22 protein-coding genes are annotated in these 20,177 nt (G+C 71.3%); 9 read left to right on the forward strand and 13 right to left on the reverse strand.

The features are described 5' to 3' along the window. Nucleotides 1-16: 16 nt before the first annotated feature. The 4 genes from O7607_RS08365 to O7607_RS08380 are packed head-to-tail and all read right to left on the reverse strand — an operon-like array spanning nt 17 to nt 3,616. Nucleotides 17-1,210 carry an ABC transporter permease gene (locus O7607_RS08365; protein ID WP_269702203.1) on the reverse strand — a complete coding sequence of 398 codons (1,194 nt, stop codon included), beginning with the start codon at nt 1,208-1,210 and terminating at the stop codon, nt 17-19. Beyond that, entirely contained in the window at nt 1,207-1,884 is a 678-nt protein-coding gene (locus tag O7607_RS08370) for an ABC transporter ATP-binding protein (protein WP_269706917.1), read from the reverse strand. The genes O7607_RS08365 and O7607_RS08370 overlap by 4 nt, the downstream gene beginning before the upstream one ends. A gap of 5 nt (nt 1,885-1,889) precedes the next feature. Further along, nucleotides 1,890-3,011, reverse strand: coding sequence for a peptidoglycan-binding protein (locus O7607_RS08375; protein WP_269702205.1), 1,122 nt, complete (start codon nt 3,009-3,011; stop codon nt 1,890-1,892). Nucleotides 3,012-3,049: 38 nt separating this feature from the next. Then, nucleotides 3,050-3,616: a hypothetical protein gene (locus O7607_RS08380; protein WP_269702206.1), complete on the reverse strand. Its 567-nt coding sequence runs from the start codon at nt 3,614-3,616 to the stop codon at nt 3,050-3,052. Between the two features lie 175 nt (nt 3,617-3,791). On the opposite strand from O7607_RS08380, the gene O7607_RS08385 reads away from it, so the two are divergent. Next, complete coding sequence (locus tag O7607_RS08385; protein WP_269702207.1) at nt 3,792-4,481, forward strand: response regulator transcription factor; 690 nt, start codon at nt 3,792-3,794, stop codon at nt 4,479-4,481. Beyond that, nucleotides 4,478-6,118, forward strand: coding sequence for a sensor histidine kinase (locus O7607_RS08390; protein WP_269702208.1), 1,641 nt, complete (start codon nt 4,478-4,480; stop codon nt 6,116-6,118). Before O7607_RS08385 ends, O7607_RS08390 begins: the two co-directional genes overlap by 4 nt. Nucleotides 6,119-6,350: 232 nt before the next feature. Here O7607_RS08390 and O7607_RS08395 read toward each other — a convergent pair whose 3' ends face one another. Further along, nucleotides 6,351-6,713: a hypothetical protein gene (locus O7607_RS08395; protein ID WP_269702209.1), complete on the reverse strand. Its 363-nt coding sequence runs from the start codon at nt 6,711-6,713 to the stop codon at nt 6,351-6,353. 219 nt (nt 6,714-6,932) lie between these two features. Continuing rightward, entirely contained in the window at nt 6,933-7,676 is a 744-nt protein-coding gene (locus tag O7607_RS08400) for a M50 family metallopeptidase (protein WP_269702211.1), read from the reverse strand. Between the two features lie 99 nt (nt 7,677-7,775). On the opposite strand from O7607_RS08400, the gene O7607_RS08405 reads away from it, so the two are divergent. Further along, on the forward strand, nt 7,776-8,336 hold the full coding sequence (locus O7607_RS08405; protein ID WP_269702213.1) for a Uma2 family endonuclease: 561 nt from the start codon (nt 7,776-7,778) through the stop codon (nt 8,334-8,336). Nucleotides 8,337-8,464: 128 nt separating this feature from the next. After that, entirely contained in the window at nt 8,465-9,217 is a 753-nt protein-coding gene (locus O7607_RS08410) for a GH25 family lysozyme (protein WP_269702215.1), read from the forward strand. 63 nt (nt 9,218-9,280) lie between these two features. Here the strand turns inward: O7607_RS08410 and O7607_RS08415 are convergent, their stop codons facing one another. Then, on the reverse strand, nt 9,281-9,493 hold the full coding sequence (locus O7607_RS08415; RefSeq protein WP_194798598.1) for a hypothetical protein: 213 nt from the start codon (nt 9,491-9,493) through the stop codon (nt 9,281-9,283). 88 nt (nt 9,494-9,581) lie between these two features. Continuing rightward, the gene (locus tag O7607_RS08420; protein ID WP_269702217.1) at nt 9,582-11,570 is read right to left on the reverse strand and encodes a serine/threonine-protein kinase; all 1,989 of its coding nucleotides are present in this window, start codon (nt 11,568-11,570) and stop codon (nt 9,582-9,584) included. Nucleotides 11,571-11,662: 92 nt separating this feature from the next. On the opposite strand from O7607_RS08420, the gene O7607_RS08425 reads away from it, so the two are divergent. Together O7607_RS08425 and O7607_RS08430 are read left to right on the forward strand one after the other, a co-directional pair. Beyond that, entirely contained in the window at nt 11,663-11,875 is a 213-nt protein-coding gene (locus O7607_RS08425; RefSeq protein WP_013474005.1) for an acyl-CoA carboxylase subunit epsilon, read from the forward strand. Nucleotides 11,876-11,976: 101 nt separating this feature from the next. Beyond that, a complete protein-coding gene (locus O7607_RS08430) occupies nt 11,977-12,429 on the forward strand; it encodes a hypothetical protein (protein WP_269702219.1) in 453 nt (150 codons plus the stop codon). Nucleotides 12,430-12,721: 292 nt separating this feature from the next. On the opposite strand, the gene O7607_RS30465 is transcribed toward O7607_RS08430, so the two are convergent. Continuing rightward, nucleotides 12,722-12,976, reverse strand: a complete 255-nt coding sequence (locus O7607_RS30465; RefSeq protein WP_332367300.1) for a hypothetical protein — start codon at nt 12,974-12,976, stop codon at nt 12,722-12,724. 810 nt (nt 12,977-13,786) lie between these two features. On the opposite strand from O7607_RS30465, the gene O7607_RS08440 reads away from it, so the two are divergent. From O7607_RS08440 to O7607_RS08450, 3 genes are read left to right on the forward strand one after another with little or no spacing between them, the layout of a single operon-like run. Further along, nucleotides 13,787-14,914 carry a S8 family serine peptidase gene (locus O7607_RS08440; protein ID WP_442929520.1) on the forward strand — a complete coding sequence of 376 codons (1,128 nt, stop codon included), beginning with the start codon at nt 13,787-13,789 and terminating at the stop codon, nt 14,912-14,914. A gap of 10 nt (nt 14,915-14,924) precedes the next feature. Then, nucleotides 14,925-15,581 carry a Maf family protein gene (locus O7607_RS08445; RefSeq protein ID WP_269702225.1) on the forward strand — a complete coding sequence of 219 codons (657 nt, stop codon included), beginning with the start codon at nt 14,925-14,927 and terminating at the stop codon, nt 15,579-15,581. Nucleotides 15,582-15,590: 9 nt separating this feature from the next. Next, a complete protein-coding gene (locus O7607_RS08450; protein WP_269702226.1) occupies nt 15,591-16,244 on the forward strand; it encodes an O-methyltransferase in 654 nt (217 codons plus the stop codon). A 66-nt stretch (nt 16,245-16,310) separates the two neighbouring features. On the opposite strand, the gene O7607_RS08455 is transcribed toward O7607_RS08450, so the two are convergent. From O7607_RS08455 to O7607_RS08470, 4 genes are all read right to left on the reverse strand, one after another. Next, on the reverse strand, nt 16,311-17,594 hold the full coding sequence (locus O7607_RS08455; protein ID WP_269702228.1) for an MFS transporter: 1,284 nt from the start codon (nt 17,592-17,594) through the stop codon (nt 16,311-16,313). Nucleotides 17,595-17,658: 64 nt separating this feature from the next. After that, nucleotides 17,659-18,414 carry an ABC transporter permease gene (locus tag O7607_RS08460; RefSeq protein WP_269702229.1) on the reverse strand — a complete coding sequence of 252 codons (756 nt, stop codon included), beginning with the start codon at nt 18,412-18,414 and terminating at the stop codon, nt 17,659-17,661. A 17-nt stretch (nt 18,415-18,431) separates the two neighbouring features. Further along, nucleotides 18,432-19,391 (reverse strand): ATP-binding cassette domain-containing protein, encoded by a 960-nt coding sequence (locus tag O7607_RS08465; RefSeq protein ID WP_071096823.1) that lies wholly within the window; start codon nt 19,389-19,391, stop codon nt 18,432-18,434. 117 nt (nt 19,392-19,508) lie between these two features. Beyond that, nucleotides 19,509-20,108: a PadR family transcriptional regulator gene (locus O7607_RS08470; RefSeq protein ID WP_269706918.1), complete on the reverse strand. Its 600-nt coding sequence runs from the start codon at nt 20,106-20,108 to the stop codon at nt 19,509-19,511. Between the last annotated feature and the right edge of the window lie 69 nt (nt 20,109-20,177).

The following is a 20,177-nucleotide window of genomic DNA, read 5'->3' on the forward strand; positions in this document are numbered from 1 at the left end:
GGCGTGCCGTGGCGGGTCAGGAACCGGCCAACGCGTGCGCGGGAGCCATCCGGCTCGCCCGAAGCGCCGGGTAGAGCCCGGCGAGCGCACCGATCAGCACTGTCGCGCCGAGACCACCTGCGGTCGCCCAGGCGGGCACGACGGTGGGCCAGCCCTGGGTGAAGGCGTACCCGCCGGTGGCCAGCACACCGAGCACGATGCCCCCGCCGCCCCCGATCCCGGCGAGGATCAGCGACTCGGCCAGGAACTGGACCCGGATGTGCCCCCGGGTCGCGCCGAGGGAGCGGCGCAACCCGATCTCGGTCCGCCGCTCCAGCACCGAGATCACCATGGTGTTCGCCACGCCGACGCCGCCCACGAGCAGGGCGACCGCGCCTAGCCCGAGCAGCAACGCAGTCAACGCGTCGTCGGTGGCCTGCTTCGCGGCGAGCGCGTCGGAGGGCCGGGAGACGGCCACCTCGTTGGGCGCCCGTGGGTTCGCGGTCGCACCGAGCACCGCCCGTACGGCGGCGACCTGGCTCTCCGTGGCCCGCGCGTAGACCGTGGTGGGATGCCCGTCGAAGCCGGCGTACGTCTGAGCGGACTCCCACCCGATCAGCGCCGCGCTGTCCACTTCCGGCGCGAGCGGCACCGGGTCGAGCACACCCACGACGGAGAACCACCGCCCGGCGAGCCAGACCCGGACGCCGGGCGTGACGATGTCCAGCCGGGTCGCGGCCCGGGAGCCCAGCACCACCGCCGGGTAGGCGCGGGTGGCCGTTGTCAGCCACGAGCCGGTGTACATGGTGGCGCCGACGGTCTCCGGCAGGTCCTGGTGGGCGGCGAGGACGGAGATGCTGCCGGTCTGCCCGATCGGGACGTGGTCGTTGCGGTAGACGTACCCCTTGACCTGGCCGGTGGCGGCGACCGACTCGACCGGGCCGATCCGGCCGACCATGGCGGTGGCTTCCACAGGCAGCTTGGCGTCCTCCCCGGAGACGGTACGACCGGGCATGACGGTCAGCAGGTTGGTGCCGAGCCGGTCCAGGGTCCGGTCGAGCTCGGCCCGGCTAGAGGTGGAGATGCCGACCACCGCGACCATCGCGCCGATACCGATGGCGATGCCGAGCGCGGAGAGGAACACCCGCAGCGGGCGGGACCGCAGGCCGACCGCGCCGAGCCGGGCGATGTCGGCGAGCGCCAGCCGCCCCGGCCGGGGCGCTCGGCTCACCGCTGCACCACCGGCACGTCGTCGCGCACGATCCGGCCGTCGAGCAGTTCCACCCGGCGGGGCAGTCTTCCGGCGACTGCCTCGTCGTGGGTGATCACCACGACCGTGGTGCCCGCCTGGTGCAGCTCGGTGAGCAGCTTCAACACGCTGTCGCTGGAGACCGAGTCGAGATTGCCGGTGGGCTCGTCGGCGAGCAGCAGCGCGGGTTCCCCGACGACCGCCCGGGCGATGGCCACCCGCTGGCGTTCCCCGCCTGACAGTTCGTGCGGCAGGTGGTCCAGACGGTGCGACAGGCCCACCCGCGCCAGCGCCTCCCCGGCCCGGCGCCGGCGCTGCCGGATCGGCACGCCGGCGTAGAGCAGGCCGTCGGCGACGTTGTCCAGCACCGGGGTGCCGGGCGCGAGATGGAACTGCTGGAAGACGAAGCCGATGGTGGTGGCCCGCAGCGCGGACAGCGCCCGGTCGGAGAGCCGCGCAATGTCGTGCCCGTCGATCCGGATCACCCCGGTGGACGGCCGGTCGAGCGTGCCCAGGAGGTGCAGCATGGTCGACTTGCCGGACCCGGAGGGGCCGACGACGCCGACCAGTTCCCCGACGTCGATCCGCAGGTCCAGCCCGGCGAGCGCGGTCACGCCGCCCGGATACGTGCGGGACACCCCGTGCAACTCCACCAGTGCGCTCACTGCGGGATCCGTACGTTCATGCCGGCGTCCAGCCCCACTCCGGTCACCTCGACCCGGCCATCGGCGAACATGCCGACCTCGACGGCCACCACCCGGGTGGACGTCACATCGACGACCTCCAGCCCGTACCCGCCCTCGGCGAGAGCGAGCAGCGCGCTGACCGGCACGGTGAGCACCCCCCGCCGTTGCTTGGAGACACGGCGCACCTCGACCGCGCCCGCGTCGCCGTCCTGCAACGCCTTCTGGTCGTTGACCTCGACCGTCACCGGCACCCGTGCACCGGTCTCACCGTCGCCGGCAGCGGGCGCAGGCTGTTCCGCGGCGGGTGCCGCCGGTGCGGCGTCGTCCCCCACCGTGTGCACCACGCCGGGCACCGACCGCCCGTCCGGCAGCGTGACGCTCACCTTCGCCCCGGGGGTGGCCCACGCGGCGTCGGCCTGTGCGACGGCCGCGGTGACCAACCGGTCCGTGCCGGTCCAGGTGAACACCTCGGCGGGTACGGTCGCGCCGACGCGCACCGAGTGCCGCGCGATGCGTACCGCGCCCGGCGCGAAGAGAACCTGCCCCGGTTCGACCCGTCCGGTCTCCTCCCGGCCCAGGTCCCGCTGCCAACGCTTGACCGCGTTGGTGGTCGCCGACGAGAACGTCTGGTCCACGCTGAAGCCGGAGTAGCCGAGCGCGCGCAGGTTGCGCTCGAACTGCTCGACGTCACGGCCCTCCAGCGGGGCCGCGAGCGTCCGGTACATCGGCAGCGGACCGTACATCAGCACGACCGGTTTCTCGTCGACCCGCAGCAGGCTCCGACCGCGCTTGACCACTGTCCCTCCCGCCGCCAGCCAGGTGACCGTGCCGGTGGCCTCGGACCGCACCGGGGTGGCCGCGCCGTAGCCGACCGTGCCGTCGAGAACCGTGTACTCCACCAGGTCACCCCGGGTCACCTGCACGGTACGGCCGGCCCGGGGATCCCGCGGGGGCGGGTCGTCCCCGCGGGTACCCAGTCCGAGGGTGGCGGCTGCAGCCACGGCGAGAAGCGCCATGCCGGCCCCCGCCACCAGCCAGGTACGCATCCGTCGGCGTCGCCGTCGGCCGCCGACGGTCACCTCGCTCTCCCCGCTCACCCTGTTCCCTTCGTCCACACCCGCCGGGTCTCGCCCGCTCAGCCCACGCCCGGGCCGGGGGTGGCGGGCGCCCCCACGATCGAGCCGCAGGCCGCCGCAGCCCGCTTGGCGCCGGCGCTGCCGGAGTCCCAGAGCGGCTTGCCGTCCTCCGACTCGGGCTGGTAGCCGTCGGGGCCCGGGTCGGGGAAATCGGGCGCACCCTTGGTCTGCATGCACCGCGCGTACTCGCGGGCCTTCGCGATCTCCTCAGGCGCGAGGGCCGGCTTGTCCTCCAACCCTTGTGGGACCGGCGGGTTGAGGTCGTTGCACTTGACCTGCGCGGCGCGGAACTTGGGGTCGGCCTTGACCGCCCGGGCGTCACCGCCGAACTCGATCCGGCCCTTGGCGTCCGGGTCGGAGACCTTGACGCCCTCCTCTCGCAGGCAGGCCACGTACTTGCGGACACCCTCGACATAGGCGGTGACGGCCTCTCCGCTGGCCACGGCCGACGGGGTACCTCCCGCGGTGGCGACGGACGGCTCCTTCGCGTCGCCGCCGCACCCCGCGGTGACGAGCATCAGCGCCGCCGCGCCGAGCGCCGCACCTACTGCTGTGGGAACCCGCACGGTGCCATCTCCTTCTGGTCGGTCGGGTGAGCTGTCGACAGGCTAGGACGGGGCCTGTGAAGAACTCGTCAAGAAGTTGTGGGATCACCGTGCGGGTCGGCCCGGCGGGGTTCCTGCGGGCATCGCGTACGGGTGATGATGGCGGGGTTCTGCTGCTGCCGGACGGGGGGAACCGTTGGTCGCGCGCATACTGGTCGCCGAGGACGACCGGAAACAGTCGGAGCTGCTCCGGGCCTATCTCGAGCACGAGGGCCACCACGTGTACGTGGTGGCCGACGGCAAGTCAGCCCTGGACCGGTGCCGGAGCAATCCGCCCGACCTTGTCGTCCTGGACGTGATGATGCCGTTGGTGGACGGCTTGGACGTCTGCCGGATCCTGCGCGCGGAGTCGGACGTGCCGATCATGCTGCTCACCGCGCGCAGCACCGAGGACGACATGCTGCTCGGCCTCGACCTGGGCGCCGACGACTACGTCACCAAGCCCTACAGTCCACGGGAGTTGGCCGCGCGGGTCCGGGTGCTGCTGCGCCGGTCGGGCCGGGGCGGCAGCGAGGCGGAGGTGCTGCGGGTCGGTGACTTGGTCGTCGACGTGGACCGGTTCGAGGCGCGGGTCGCGGATCGGGTCGTGCCGCTGACCGCCAAGGAGTTCGGCATCCTGCGGACGCTTGCCGCCGAGCCGGGCCGCGTGTTCACCAGGGCGCAGATCATTGACAGGGCCTTCGGCTTCGACAGCTACGTCGTGGAGCGGACGGTGGACGCGCACGTGATGAACCTGCGTCGCAAGATCGAGCGCGACCCGGCGGAGCCGGTCTACGTGCAGACCGTCTACGGACGGGGTTACCGCATCCCGGAGCAACCGCGGTGAGTTTCCGGTTCCGGGTGCTGCTGATGACCATGCTCATCGCGGTCACCGCCACGTCGGCAACCGCGTGGCTCACGCTGCGACAGGCGTCGCGCGAGTTCAGCGCCTCGGTCACCGCCGGTCAGGACGACATCGCGCTGATCACCTCCACGCTGGCCGGGCACGGCGGGCTCGGCACCTGGGACGGAGTGCAGGATCGCGTACGCGAGCTGGCCGGCCGCACCGGCGAGCGGATCCGGGTGGTCACCGAGACCGGCGCGGTGCTGGCCGACTCGGACCTGCTGGCCGGCCGGGCGGCCCGGGACACCACGGGGCCGCCGACGCTGGTGGACCCGCGGCCGGTGGTCCGGTTGCCGGAGGGCGACTCCGTGCCGCGCCTGGCCGAGGACATGATGACCGCGATCGTGCAGTACCAGCGCGCGCTGCGCGACGCGTCGTGCCTGGCCGCCGCCGGCGGGCAGATCCGAGCGGAACGCCCGCTGTTCGGCGTGCCCGTGCTCGTCGCTGCCGACCCGGAGCAGCCCGCATCGGTGTCCTGCCGCAAGCAGGCCACCAAGCTCCGCCCCGCCATGACGAGCGGACAGATGGAGGGCCTGCTGCGGCCGTGCGTCAGCGGCGCCGGACGCTCGGCCGAGTGCCTTCAGCGGGTATTCATCGCGCAGACCACGGCCTTCGCCCCGCAGCCGGTGCAGGTCTACATCGGCGCGCGGGACGAGGAGCCACCGAAGCTGGCCGGGGACTCGATCACGCTGACCGCGGTGGTGGTCGCGGCCGCAGCGGTGGTGGTCGCGTTGCTGCTCAGTCGCCGGGTGCTGCGTCCCATCGCGGCGTTGACGCGGGCGTCCCGCCGGCTGGCCTCTGGTGACCTCGGCGACCGGGTCCGGGTTCGCGGTTCCGATGAACTCGCCGAGCTGGGCCGCACCTTCAACCAGATGGCTGACTCGCTGCAACAGAGCGAAGAGCGCCAACGGCGGATGGTCGCCGACGTGGCCCACGAGTTGCGCACCCCGCTGGCCAACCTACGCGGTTACCTGGAGGCGCTGAAGGACGGTGTGCTGCCCGCCACGCCGGAGGTACTCGCCTCGTTGCACGAGGAGGCGTTGCTCCAGCAGCGGATCGTCGACGACCTCCAGGATCTGGCCACGGCGGAGGCCGGGGCAATGACGCTGCACGTGGTCCGGCTCGACCTCGCGGAACTGGCGGAGACCTGCCGGGTCAGTCACGCCGCCCTCACCGAGGGGGCCGGTGTCACGCTGCGTGTGGACGCCCCGCGCCCGGCATACGTGCAGGGCGATCCCGACCGGCTGCGCCAGGTGCTCGGCAACCTCATTCGCAACGCGACGGCGGCGAGCCGGCCGGGCGGGACGATCACCCTGGCCGTCCGCTCCACCGACGACGCCGCCTCGATCAGTGTCGCCGACACTGGCACCGGCATCCGCCCGGAGGATCTGTCGCACCTCTTCGACCGTTTCTGGCGGGCGGACCACGCCCGAGGGCGGGAGTCCGGAGGCAGTGGTCTCGGGCTCGCCATCGCTCGGCAGATCGTCACCAACCACTCTGGCACCATCACGGCCGCGAGCCGGCCCGAAGTCGGCACCACAATGACCATCACCCTCCCGGCCGCCCGGCAGAACGGGTAGTGATGCCGGCCCCGACGACAGGACGGCCCGCCGGCGAACCGGCGGGCCGTCTTCACGCTGTCAGATCTCCGTGGTGAGCACCACGCTCCTGCGGGTCGGCCATGGCCATTGACGAACGAGCCGATCCCTGTGCGGCATCGGTGCGGGTGCGCACCGTCCGTCGAGCCCGTCGCGCCGCGGACGTCAGCCGGGCTCAGCGGTCCGGATCAGGATCCTTCCGCCGTCGACGGCGTCAGAAGCCGCAGTAGACGTAGCTTCCGCCGTCGCTCAGCAGGTCGTCACGGACCCAGCCCTGCACACCGGTGGAGTTGTTCCGCAGGTAGGTCCAGGTGTAGCCGTCGTTGCCCACTGTGTAGCAGTGGTAGTCCATCTGCTGCGAGATGTAGGCGATGCCGTTGATGCCACACCCGGTGCTGGAACCGCTCCGCTGCCGGGCCGCGTCCGCCGACTTCGGCCAGTTGCTGCTGTCCTTGTCGCCGACCGTCTTCCCGCAGGCGGCGTGCGCCGAGGCCGAGGTCGCAGTGACGATCGGCGCGACCAGTACGGTCGCTGTCAGCGCAACCGCCCCGAGCGCCCCCCGTGTCGATGCTCGCATATCCATCCTCCTTCAGGATGTTGGTTACGGAGCGAATGGCTCGCTCCCCTGAAGCGAACCTATCGACGCATTCCTTCATTCAGCAACGTCAGGTAGTTGACAAATCACGCTGAGTCACCACTCAGGAAGTAGCAAATCGCCAGGTGAAGCTGCCTGTACGGATCGCTTGGCCGGAACGGAATTCGTCCTCGCCCCAGGTAAACAGGGCTGCGCGTCGGATCAGAAAGTGATACCGGCGTCGGCCAGGGCCGGGCCGGCGAGCAACAACCCGCCGGTCGCCAGCGCGCCGAGGGCGACCACAAGGAACAGGCCAACCCAGAACAGTGCCGGGAACGGGGTGATCCGGGCGAGCTGGTCGGCGTCGGACTGCGGCATCCGGCCCCGAGCACGCTGGCGGTGCAGCTCGAACACCGGCCGTACGCCGCCGATCAGCAGGAACCAGACCGACGTCCAGGCGAACGCGGCCTGCACCTCGGGCGAGGTGTACCAGGAGACGGCGAGCACCACGCCGCCCGTGACCAGCAGTGACAGCACGCCGAACAGGTTGCGGATCATCACCAGCATGGCCAGCAGCAGTGCCACCGCGAGCCAGAGCAGCAGCGTGATCCGGTTGCCGGCCAGCAGCCAGGCGCCGCCGAGGCCGAGCAGCGACGGCGCGACGTACCCGGCGAGCAGCGTGAGGATCATGCCGGGCCCGGTGGGACGACCGGCGGAGAGCGTCAGCCCGGAGGTGTCCGAGTGCAGCCGGATGCCGTGCAGCCGCCGGCCGGTGAGCAGCGCGACGAGCGCGTGGCCGCCCTCGTGCGCGATGGTCACCGCGTTGCGGGCGATCCGCCAGGGCAGCCGGGCCACGACCACCGCGAGCGCGACCACGGCGGTGACCACCACGAGCAGCGGCGGCGGGTCCGGCTGGGCGCTCATCAGCGTGTCCCAGAGCGTGGTGAGACCGTCGATCAGGGGCATGGGCGGGGAGCCTACCGCCCCGAGCCGTGTCGCTCGACCGACCGAGTCTCATAGAGTGTGAGACTGATCGGACGAGGCGCCGGAGCGGAGGTGAGGTCGGTGAGCGCAGCTCCCTTGGAGCCCTACAGCTCGCACGTCGGTCCGTGGACCGAGGCCGACTACCTCGCGTTGGGCGACAGCCACGACCGCATCGAACTGCTCGACGGGAGCCTGATCGTGAGCCCTGCCCCGAGCCGACGGCACCAGCGGGTGGCGCGACGCCTGGCGAACTCCGTCGAGCTGGCGGCCGAGCCGTCCGGCCTGTTCGTCTACGAAGCCATCAACGTGCGGCTGGGCGTGGACCGGATCGTGATCCCGGACCTCGTCGTCACGGACGCCGACGACGACGGCGTGGTCCTCGACGCCGAGCGCGTGGCGCTTGTCGGCGAGATCGTCTCGCCGGGCAATGCCGCCGCTGATCGGCTGGTCAAAATGCAGCTCTACGCGATCGCCCGAATCCCGTGGTACCTGCTCGTCGAGCAGGACGGCGACAGCCACTCGCTGCGGCTGCACCGGCTCGACGGCGCGCACTACGTCGAGGATGCAGTCGCCAAGGCGGGCGAGACGCTGAGTGTCACCGAGCCGTTCCGCTGGGCGATGGACCCGAGCGACCTGCGCTGACCCGCACCTGTCGCGCCATCAGGGCGAACGACGGCCGTCGATGAAAATTTCCTTTCCCCCTATTGCGATCTAGGGCACTAAGCTCCAAAGATGGGCGTCAATAGACGGACGTCCCTCTGGAGGCAACCATGCCCAGCACCAGACTCTCCGTACGCCGGCTTCTCGCCGCCGGCCTGGCCGCCGCCGCCACCGCGGCCGCGGCCCTCGTGGCGACCGCCGGACCGGCCGCCGCCGCGACCACGCCCGGGATCGACGTCTCCCGCTACCAGGGCAGCATCAACTGGACCAGCGTGCGCAACTCGGGCATCCAGTTCGCCTTCATCAAGGCCACCGAGGGCACGAGCTACAAGGACCCGAACTTCAACGCGAACTACGTCAACGCGTACAACGCCGGGGTGATCCGCGGGGCGTACCACTTCGCCCGCCCGAACATCTCCGCCGGCTCCACCCAGGCCAACTACCTGGCCAGCAACGGCGGCGCCTGGTCGGCCGACAGCCGTACGCTGCCCGCCGCGCTGGACCTGGAGGGCAACCCCTACAGCGGCGGCTACTGCTACGGCCTGAGCACCACCGGCATGCGCAACTGGGTCCAGGACTTCCTCAACACCTACCGCTCCCGCACCGGCCGGTACGCGGTCATCTACACCACGACGAGCTGGTGGAACCAGTGCACCGGCAGCTGGAGCGGCCCGTGGGCCAACCACCCGCTGTGGATCGCCCGCTGGGCCAGCTCGCCCGGCACCCTGCCGGCCGGCGCTCCGTTCTACAGCTTCTGGCAGTACACGAGCACCGGCGCCGTCTCCGGGATCAGCGGCAACGTCGACCGCAACTACTGGAACGGCGACCGCAGCCGGCTGATCGCGCTGGCGAACAACACCTGACAGGCACGCGACACCGGCGGGACCGCCTCGTCTCGGGGCGGTCCCGCTGTCGTCGTACCGGAATCAGGCTCTGCGGCGCGCGGTGGCCGGGACGGGCACCGGCGTGCGGCGCGTCAGGCGCCACGCCGCCACACCCACGACCGTGAGCGTCAGCACGCCGAGGACCGCGACCGGCGCGGACAGGCCGGCGCTGATCAGGAGCAGTACGACGTCGCCGAGCGCAACGAGCATCCACAGTGCCAGCCGCGGGCCGGTGTACCTCCGTCGGTAACCCATGTCGCGCCTCCTTCCGTCGTCGGAGGGATTCATACCCCCGAGGACGGAAAGCCATGCGAGCGAGTTTCGTGACCGGCGGGATTCCCGGTCAGTTCTTGCGGTCCGGCACGAAGCCCTTGGTGATGATCTCCCAGTTGGCCAGGTTGGCGTCCCAGTCCTTCGCGGGCACCTCCCAGCGCAGCGCGAAGCCCCGGTTGCTGGCCGTCGCCACACCCCGGTTGCGCACGTGGAAGCGGGTGTCGCCGTTGCGCGTCTCCAGCCAGTCCCAGTCGGCGCAGGTGCGGAAGTAGGGGTCACACTTGGTGATGCCGACCAGCTTGTAATCCCGAACGCGAGAAGCGCGGTACGGCTCCTGGCCCTTCCAGTCGGCGAAAGCGTCGGGCTTCGGCGACGGCGTCCACTGGATGAACAGCACCCGCCGGCTGCCGCCGACCTCGTAGAGTACGACGTTGTCCCGGCCGACCCGCGCCTCGAAACCGTTCGGGATCGGCACCTTGAAACCGTTCGGGCCGGTGTAGAGACGCCACCCGGCCGGCAGCGTGAACCCCGAGGCCGACGGGCTGGCCGACGGCGTGGGGCTGGCCGACGCGCTCGCCGCCGGGGCGCTCGGCGACGCGCTCTCGCTCGGCGCGGGCGGCGCCGCCGCCGACGCCGAGGTGCCTGCAGTCGGCTCACCGCCGTCGCCGTCGTCACCGTTGTTCAGCAGCGGCACGGCCACCACCAGGCCGACGAGCAGCAGCAGAACCAGTGCGCCGATCAGCAGGTTGCGCCGGTTGGGCGCGGACTTCTCGACCGGCAGCACCGTCGCGCGGCCGGTCGACGACGCCTCCTGCACGGGAGCCGGGCTGACCGGCGCGGAGCCGGTCACGGCCGGACTCACCGGCGCCGGGGTGTCGATGACCGGCTCTCCGTCGAGCCGCGTCTCGTCCAGCGCCGGGTCGACGCCGTCCACCCGCGCCTCGTCGTCCACACGCGTCTCGTCGGCCGAGGGCGCCGGGTCGAGCTTCGCCGTCGGGTCGGCGGGCGGCGGGGTCACCTTAGCGGTGGGCCGGGCGTCCGAGGTGGGTGCCGGCACCTTCGCCGTCGGGTCGGCGGCTGCCGCCGTACCCCCGGTTGCGGAGACCCCGGACGCGGCGCCCGCCGATCGCTCGGCCTGGTCGGCCGGGCGCGGCGCGGGCACCAGCGGCGGGCGCGGCACGCGTGGACCGTTCGGCCCCGGCCGGCGTACGCCGTCCAGCAGCGAGATGCTCTTGGCCCGACGGCCGGCGGCCTTGCGCAGCATGCGCTCCGCCACCTCGGCGGTGATCCGCTCGTCCGGGTCCTTGCGCAGCAGGCCCTGGAGCACCGGCTTGAGCGGCCCGGCGTTGCGCGGCGGCGGCATCGGCTCGGTGGCGAGCGCGGCCAGCGTGGCGATCGCCGACGGGCGGGCGTACGGCGACTTGCCCTCGACGGCCGCGTAGAGCGTGGCGCCGAGCGACCAGAGATCCGCCTCCGGGCCCGCGGTGCCGTCGCGGGCGCGCTCCGGCGAGATGTACGCGGGTGAGCCGAGCACCATGCCGGTACGCGTCACGTTCGGGTCGCCGGGGATGGTGGCCAGGCCGAAGTCGGTGAGCACCACGCGGCCGTCCTCGCCGAGCAGCACGTTGCCCGGCTTGACGTCGCGGTGCATGATGCCGGCCTTGTGCGCGGCCTTCAGTGCGTTCAGCACGCCCAGGCCGATCTCGACCGCCTTCGCCGCCGACACCGGGCCGTCCTCGGCGATGGTGTCCTGCAACGACTTCGACGCCACGTACTCCATGACGATCCACGGGTCGCCGTCGGTGCGCAGCACGTCGAAGATGCGGACCACGTTGACGTTGTTGAGGCGGGCGATCGCCCGCGCCTCACGCAGCGAGCGCTCGCGCATCTCGCGGCGCTCCTCCGGAGTGAGGCCGGGGGGCGGGACCAGTTCCTTGATGGCCACGTCCCGGTGCAGCACCTCGTCCCGCGCCTTCCAGACGCGGCCCATGCCGCCTTGACCGAGCGGCGTGAGAAGCCGGTACCGGTCGGCGACGAGTTGGGGGAGCGCGTTCGACATCGCAGAGAACCGTACCCGGCCGCTGCGACGCCCACACCGTCGGCACGCCACTGTACGGCGAAGGTCGAATTCGCGACGCGTACCCTGGGGTCATGTCTGCCGAGGAGCCGCTGTTCCGGATCGTCCGTGGCGTGCCCACCGCCGAGGAGCTGGCCGCTCTGGTCGGCGCGATCGTGGTGCGCACCCGCCCGGCCCAGGCCGCCGCGCCGGCCCCCGTGTCGCAGTGGGCGCGCAGCGCGCGGCCCGCCCTGGCCGGGCCGGTCGCCGGCCCCGGCGCGTGGCGGGCCTCCGGCCTGCCCCGCTGACATCCTCCTCCGCTCGCGGCGCCGGGCGGGGCTGCCGGGATCCACGTGGAGCCATTAACCTCACTCAGGGAAACCGTGTGGTGACGGGCAGGAGGCTCCTGATGATCCCGGAGGACAACCAGCCAGCCGGCTGGCTGCGCGGCTACGGCGGCATCGAGGCCGACATCCGACAGATGCGGGAGTTCGCCGACCGCCTCCAGGACGAGGTGACGCGCAACTACTCGCCGCACCTGTCCTACATCGCCGACGACATGAAGGCGCCGGTGCCCAACCCGGCAGACGCCTTCATCGAGTTGGTCCAGTTCCTCCAGGCCCACCACGACACCCAGACCGCGGCGGTGAGCGCGGTGTGGGATCTCGCACCGGCGACCGGGCGGCTCGCCGACGCCGCCGGGCGGATCGCCGCCCGCTACGGCGACGCCGACGCGTTCTCCTCCGCACGCGTGGCCGACGTCGAACGGGCGCTGGCCGGGCCGTCCAGCGCCGTCGCCCGCCCGATGCCGCCACTGGCCGACCCCACAGCCCCCGAGCAGAGCCGGGTGATCCTGCCGTGATCGAACGGGGCAGCGGACGCACCTCCGGGCTGACCGACTGGCGGCTGATGGACGTCCTCAGCATGTGGGCGTGCGTGCAGGACCAGGACACCGCCGGCCAGTGGAAGCAGGTCGCCGGTTGGCGCAAGGTCTGCGACCTCGCCCTGGCCCACCTGAGCCGTCTGCTCGAATACCGGCGCGGCCTGGCCGACGCGTGGCCACCGGAGACGAACGCCGCCGCGCGGGCGTACATCGCCGAACTCGACCAGCTCATCGAGCGCGTGCAGCGCACCCACGACGCCGCCGCCGCGAACTACGACGCGCTGGCCGCCGCCGCACGCGCCATCGGCAGCGCGCGGGCCGAGCTGCAACCGCTGCACGAGGAGTACGAGAAGAAGCTGCGGCAGAAGCAGGCGTACGAGGCGACGATCGCCGACCCGAAGGCGGTGGCGGGCAGCCGGTTGCCGGAGCGGCCCCCGGTGACGGACGACGACCTGGAGCAGTTGAACGTACGGGCGCGCGGGCTGATGAGGGGATTGAGCGGCGAACTCCAGCACGCCCAGGTCATGCTGCAGCGCCCACCAGCACCAGCCAGGCCGGGACCACGGGCCGACCCACATTCGTCCGACCCATATCTTGGCTCAGATCCGGCCCCAATAATCCCTCCTATCGTCGCAGTACCGATTGCGCCGTCCGCGCCAATGACCGGACGTCGACCAAACGTCGCAGCGAACCCGCCTACTCAAGCAGGCATGCCTCATACGAGCGGCGTTATTGGCGGGGGTCCTATCTTAGGAAACGCGGGCTCAGGAGCGCCGACCCAAGCCGTGCCGCCTGGAGTCGTATCCTCGGCCACTCCTGGTACACCGTCTGGCACTCCCGGCATCTCCCTTCCCTCCGCACCCAATCGCGGCGCCAGTGTGAGCCCTCTAGGAAACGATCCAGTTGCTGGAAAGGGCACCAACCGGCCGCTTCCGCCGCGCGCAACCGCGACAAACGGGTTGATCCCTGGGGTTCCCCTCGGTCAACCCCCCACGGGCGGCCCCTATAGGCGCGTCAATCCCCCGGGTGGAGTTATCGGTGGAGGTGCGGCCGGAACTGCGCCGACAGGAGCTGCAGGGTCTCGGCCGAGTGCGGGGAGAGGTCCCAACCTCGGTGCGCATGGATTGACGCCCCTGGGCGGCGCTCCCGGCCTGCCGCCTACCCATGGGAGACAGAACAGCAAGGATGCAGGAAGAGACTCGGAACTTCGCTGGGATCCGGATAATCCCTGGGAAGTCGAACGCGGCGTGGATCCAGTATTGGAGCCACCCGACGAAGGGCCGATCGACCCGGGACCCGCCATAGGCTTCAATCGGTGATTCTCCACGCACTGCTGATGCCGCGATTCTTGGCTGCGTCACTCGCAGTCTTGCTGGGCTCTGGCTTGACGACATCCGCCTTGCTGCCCGGCACGGACGGGCCGGATCGGGTTAGGGGCGACCAGTGGCATCTACGCTTTTTGAAGGCTACGGAAGCCCACGGCGTCAGTCAGGGCGAAGGGGTCGTTGTAGCAGTTCCTGACACCGGAGTAGAGGCTCATCCGGATTTAGTGCGGAATCTGCTTCCGGGAACAGATGTGATTGAGGGTGGAAGCGGGGACGGCCTCCGGGATACGAACAGCCACGGCACCGGTATGGCTGGCCTCATAGCAGCACATGGCCAGGGAGGGACTCGTGGAGCACTCGGAGTGGCACCGAGGTCCAAGATCCTCCCAATCTTCGACACACCAGCAAACGGGCTAGGTCAGCCTGAGGATTTAGCAGGCAGTATTGAGTACGCGGTAGCTCAGCACGTGGATGTAATAAGCATCTCTGCAGCCAGCACCCCCACTCCTCGCCTGCAAACTGCAGTGAAGTCGGCACTTGAAGCGAATATCGTCGTAGTAGCCGCCGTTGGAAATATCCCGAGTGAAACCTCGATTAGCTACCCAGCATCCGAACCGGGCGTGATCGCTGTAGGCGGCGTTGACCGGAAGGGCAACAAGGCAGAATTCTCGGTTGCCGGGACGGATTTGGATATTCTCGCACCTGCAGTCGACATCTACTCCACAAGCCTCGCAGGTCGATACCGCCGGAGCACCGGCACGTCGGATGCGACTGCGATCGTTGCCGGGGCTGCTGCTCTCATCCGCTCCAAGTACCCCAACCTCCCCGCCCAGGAAGTCGCCCACCGGCTGACCGCCACCGCCGTCGACAAGGGACCACCGGGCCGCGACGACCAGTACGGCTACGGCGTCATCGACCTCGTCGCCGCGCTCACCGCCGACGTCCCCCCGCTCGGCTTCGAGTCCTCCCAGGTGACTCCACCGGCATCGGCGGAGGCAGCCCCGAAGCAGGACGGCGACAATGCCGCGACCGTACGCGGGCTCGCCACCCTGGGTGTCCTGGTGGCGGCGGGCGGCGGGTACCTGTTCTGGCGGCGGCGCCGACGTGCCGACGACCCGCCGCCCCGGGTCAGCCGGTAGCGTCGGCGGGGTGTCGACCTCCGTACCGGTGCGCCTCGTGCTCGCCTCGCAGTCTCCCGCCCGCCGCAAGTTGCTTCAGGCCGCCGGGATCGAGCCCGACGTGCTGGTCAGCGGTGTGGACGAGTCGCAGGTGGTCAGCGATCGGGCCGAGGATCTGTGCCTGGAGCTGGCCCGGCTGAAGACGCAGGCGGTACGCGATCGGCTGCGGCCCTCGCCGGGCGAGCGCACCCTGGTGCTCGGCTGCGACTCGGTGCTGGCCTTCGACGGCGAGATCCTCGGCAAGCCTGATGACGCGGCGGACGCCACCCGCCGGTGGCAGCGGATGCGCGGGCGCAGCGGCGTCCTGCACACCGGCCACTGCCTGATCGACGTGACGCACGAGTCCCGCGCCGAGGCGGTCGCCTCGACCACCGTGCACTTCGCCGACATCAGCGACGACGAGATCGCCGCGTACGTGGCGACGGGCGAGCCGCTGGCGGTGGCGGGCGCGTTCACCATCGACGGGCTGGGCGGGGCGTTCCTGACCGGGATCGAGGGCGACCCGGGCACTGTGGTGGGGCTGTCCCTGCCGTTGCTGCGCCGGCTGCTCGCCGAGGTGGAGCTGAGCATCGTCGACCTGTGGACGAAGATCGCGCCCGGGGGCCAGGAGATCGAGCATCTCGGCTAACGTCCGGACATGACCACGAAGCCGTTGCCGCTCACTCCGGAACTGCACGCCTACCTGGTGGCCCACGGGTCCACCCCGGACGAGGTCGTCCGGGACCTGGCCGAGGAGACCCTTGCGGCCCTGCCCGCCGAGGCGGTCATGCAGGTCGCGCCGGAGCAGGCAGCGTTCCTGACGTTCCTGACCCGGCTGCTCGGCGTACGGCAGGCCGTGGAGGTGGGCACGTTCACCGGCCTCTCCTCGCTGGCGATCGCCCGAGGACTGGCCGAGGGCGGCCGGCTGACCTGCTTCGACATCTCGGAGGAGTACACGGGCGTGGCCCGGCGCTACTGGGAGCGCGCCGGCGTGCAGGACCGGATCGAGCTACGTATCGGCCCGGCCGCGGAGACGCTGCGCGAGCTGCCCCGCGAGCGTTACCTGGACTTCGCGTTCATCGACGCGGACAAGGTCGGGTACCCGCTCTACTGGGACGAGCTGGTGCCCCGCATGCGTCCCGGCGCGGTGATCGCCGTCGACAACACGCTGCGCGACGGCCGGGTGCTCGCCCCGCGCAACGCCGACGACCGGGCGATCGCCGCGTTCAACGACGCGGTGATCGCTGATGTCCGGGTCGAGGCGGTCATGCTGCCGATCGCCGACGGCGTCACGCTCGCCCGCGTGCTCTGAGCCGACCGAAGACCACCTCGGCGAGGTGGCGGTGTTCCTGAGCGCGGGATGCCGAAGTGGGGTCGATCAAGCCGCGCGGACCGGGGCGGGCAGGGCGCGCCCCAGCCGCACGGTGAGCAGCACCGCCACCGCGATGAACGCGGGCAGCAGCAGGAACGCCGGGTGCGGGCCGACGCCGTCGGCCACCCACCCGAGCGCCACCGGCGCGATCCCGAAACCCACACCCATCGAGTACGCGGACCAGCCCGCCGCCTTGTCGGCGGCCGGACCGGCCACGGCCAGGGCGATCGAGATCGCCAGCGGGTAGTGCAGCGCGTTGCCGAGCCCGAGCACGACCAGCCCGGTGACCGCGAGCCACCCGACAGTGCTCCCCCAGAACAGCGCGAACCCGGCCAGGGAGACGGTGAGCGCGCCGAGCAGCAGCGGCACCGGCGCCCAGCGCAACGCCGCGCGGCCACCGGCGAGCCGGCCGGCGAACATGCCGCAGACGATCGCGGCGACCGCCGCCGAGGCCCCGCCCGCGCTCAGCCCGGCGTGGGTCCGCAGCACGTCGGCGGTCCAGAGCGACAGGCAGACCTCGATCGACCCGGTGACGGACATCAAGACCCAGGCGATCCAGTACGCGCGCGGCAGCCGCCCCGACGACGACCGCACCCCGGGGACGGGCACCTCCGAAGCGGGGGCGGGCACGGCGGCCTCGGACGCCACCGAAGCGGGGACGGCGGGTACCCGGGTGGAGGCGGCGACGAGGACCGGTGTGCCGGCAGCCGCGACAGCGGGGGCACGTCGCGGCCCGCGTACCCGGAACGTCAGGGCGGCGAGCGCGACAAGCGTGATCAGCCCGACCTCGACGGCCATCAGCGGTCGCCAGCCGAGACCGGCGTCGACGCTCGCGCCGATCGTCAGCGGCGCGAGGATGCCCATGCCGGCGCAGGCCGCGTTGGCCTCGGTGAGCGCGGCCGGGGCGGCGGGTCCGTGGCGGGCGGTGAGCACCACGCTGACGCCGCTGACCACCATCATGCCGAAGGTGGCGATGAGCGCGACCGCGGCGAGCGTGGCCGGTAACGGGCGGAGCAGGCCGAGCGCGGTGACGCCGGCGGCGACACCGGCGAGGCCGAGCCAGATGGCCGCGCCGCGACCGAATCGGCGGGCGACCGGGGCGAACAGCGCACCACCGGCGAGCGCGCCCACCGCGATGCCGGTGCTGTGCAGGCCGGCGACGGCGGCGCTGGTGCCCTGTTCGTCGCGGAGCAGCGGTACGACCGGGCCGAATCCGTAGAGGAAGAAGCCCCACAGACCGAGCTGTGCGTACGTCAGCCAGGTGATCCGGTCACGGGTGAGGCGAGGCACTGGCCTTACGCTACGCGCGTCCGGCCGGTGCCCCGCCCCTGCTGAGAGGTAGCTCTCCCCCTGCTCAGCGCACGCTACGGGCGAACTGACGGGCGGCCCAGACCACACCGGCGGCGGCGAGCACCGCGATGATGCCGAGACCCTGCCAGACCCGGTCGTTGCCGAGGTCGCCGTTGAACAGCGCGCGGGTGCCCTCGACGGCCCAGGAGAACGGGTTCCACTTGGCCACGCCCTGCAGCCAGCCGGGGGCGAAGGTGAGCGGCAGCAGGATGCCGGAGAGCAGCAGCACCGGTTGCGCGACGGTGTTCATCAGCGGGGCGAGCGCGTCCTCGCTCTTGACCTTGAGCGCGATGCCGTAGGAGACGGCCGAGGTCATCAGCGCGATGAGGGCGAGCATCAGGTACGCCAGGAGCAGGTTCCCGATGAACACGCGCAGGTCGAACGCGAGCGCCAGCAGCGTGATGATGACCGCCTGCACGATCAGCGAGACCACGTCACGCAGCGAGCGGCCGAGCAGCAGGGCGAGCCGGCTGACCGGGGTGACCCGGGAGCGTTCGATGACGCCGGCGCGCAGCTCGGCGATCAGGCCGAAGCCCTGGAACAGGCCGCCGAAGATGGCCAGCAGCACGAGCAGGCCGGGCACGAAGATCTTGTACGCGTCGGCCTGGGTGGGCGCGTTCAGCGCGGGCTTGAGCAGCGGGGCGAACAGGAGCAGGTACATCACCGGCTGGAAGACGCCGACGAAGATCCACACCGGGTTGCGCAGCAGTAGTTGCGTCTGGCGCTGGAAGATCAGCCAGGTGTCGCGGGCGAGTTTCATGACAGCTACTCCGGGGGTCAGGACTCGCGCAGCGAGCGGCCGGTCTTGGTGAGGAAGACGTCGTCGAGGCTGGGGCGGTGCAGCTCGATCGAGCGCAGGTCCAGCCCGGCGTGGTCGAGGCGGCGCAGCACCTGCGGGATCGCGGTGGCGCCCTCGTCGACGTAGAGACGCAGGCCGCCCTCGTCGACGGTCTCCAGCTTGCTCACGTACGCCTCGGTGTCGAGCAGCTCGGCCGCGCGCGGGGTGGTCGCGGCGTCCAGGCCGACGATCACCACCTCGCCGGAGATCTCCCGCTTCAGCTCGGCCGGTGTGCCCTCGGCGACCACCTCGCCGTGGTCCATGATCGCGATGCGGTCGCAGAGTGCGTCCGCCTCGTCCAGGTAGTGCGTGGTGATGAAGACGGTCATCCCCTCGGTCCGGAGCCGGCGGATCTCGTCCCACATGTGCGCGCGGCTCTGCGGGTCGAGGCCGGTGGTCGGCTCGTCCAGGAAGACGATCTTCGGCTCGTGGATGATGCCGAGCGCGATCTCGACGCGCCGGCGCTGTCCGCCGGAGTAGGTCTTGCTCTTGCGGTCGGCGTACTCGGTGAGCTGGAAGGCTTCCAGGGCGCGCTCGGCGCGGCGGTGCGCCTCGGCCTTGCTGATGCCGTAGAGGCGGGCCTGGAGCACCAGCTCCTCGCGGGCGCTCGACTCGTCCCAGGTGCTGCCGCCCTGGGCCACGTAACCGATCCGGCGGCGCACCTCGGCCGGGTTCTTGCGCAGGTCGGCCCCGGCCACCGTGGCCTCCCCGCCGTCCGGCTCGATGAGCGTGGCGAGCATCCGCAGCGTGGTGGTCTTGCCGGCGCCGTTGGGCCCGAGGAAGCCGAAGATCTCCCCCGCCGCGACGTCGAGGTTGACGCCGCGGACCGCGTCCACGGTCTTCGTCTCGCGACCCGCGCGGGAGCGGTACGACTTCCGCAACCCCCTGGTCTCGATCATTTCTGCTCCTGGTCGTCCGGGCGGACCTGAGCGGCCGCCGATCGTCCGCGAGGACGCACGAATCCCCCGCGATTCCCGCCGAGGCTAACGCGATATAACTCTTGTAGTCAACGTTGATTATGTCGTGTCACCGGAGCCGTCGGTCCAGCCCGACCAACCCTCGGCCCGTTCCATCCCATCCGGCAGGTACGACACTCCCGACTCGATCCGCTCCGCGATCCGCTCGCACCAGGCCGTCTCCGCCTCGGCGCGGGCCAGCCACAGCTCGAACATCCACCCGACGTGCACCGGCTTGCGGGTGCGCACCCAGTCCGAGTCGAGCGAGGCGCGCATCGACTCGACACCGGCCCGGAGCAGGTTCGCCCGGTTGCGCAGCGCCGCCGCGGCCTCCTCGCGCGGCATCGCCGGCAGGAACGAGAACGCCGCCACGAACGGGTCCGGCGGCTCCTGGACCTGCCACCACTGCGCCCGCAGCAGCGTCTCGAACTCGTCCTCCCCCTTCGGCGTCACCTCGTACGTGGTGCGCGCCGGACGGGCGCCCACCTGCTCCACCGAGACGGTCCGGAGCAGGCCCTCGTCGGTGAGCTTGCGCAACGCGTGGTAGATCGAGCCCGGCTGCACGTTGGCCCACTTGTCCGCGCTCCAGCTGAGCAACTCGCGGCGCACGTCGTAGCCGTGCACCGGCTGCATCCACCGGACCAGGCCCAGAATCATCATCCTCGTTGCCGACACGGGACAAGCGTAATAACCAAGTTTGACTACAGTGCCGCATCCCACACTGAGCGA

The sequence above is a fragment of the Micromonospora sp. WMMA1949 genome (assembly GCF_027460145.1).
In the GTDB taxonomy this organism is placed as follows: Bacteria; Actinomycetota; Actinomycetes; order Mycobacteriales; family Micromonosporaceae; genus Micromonospora.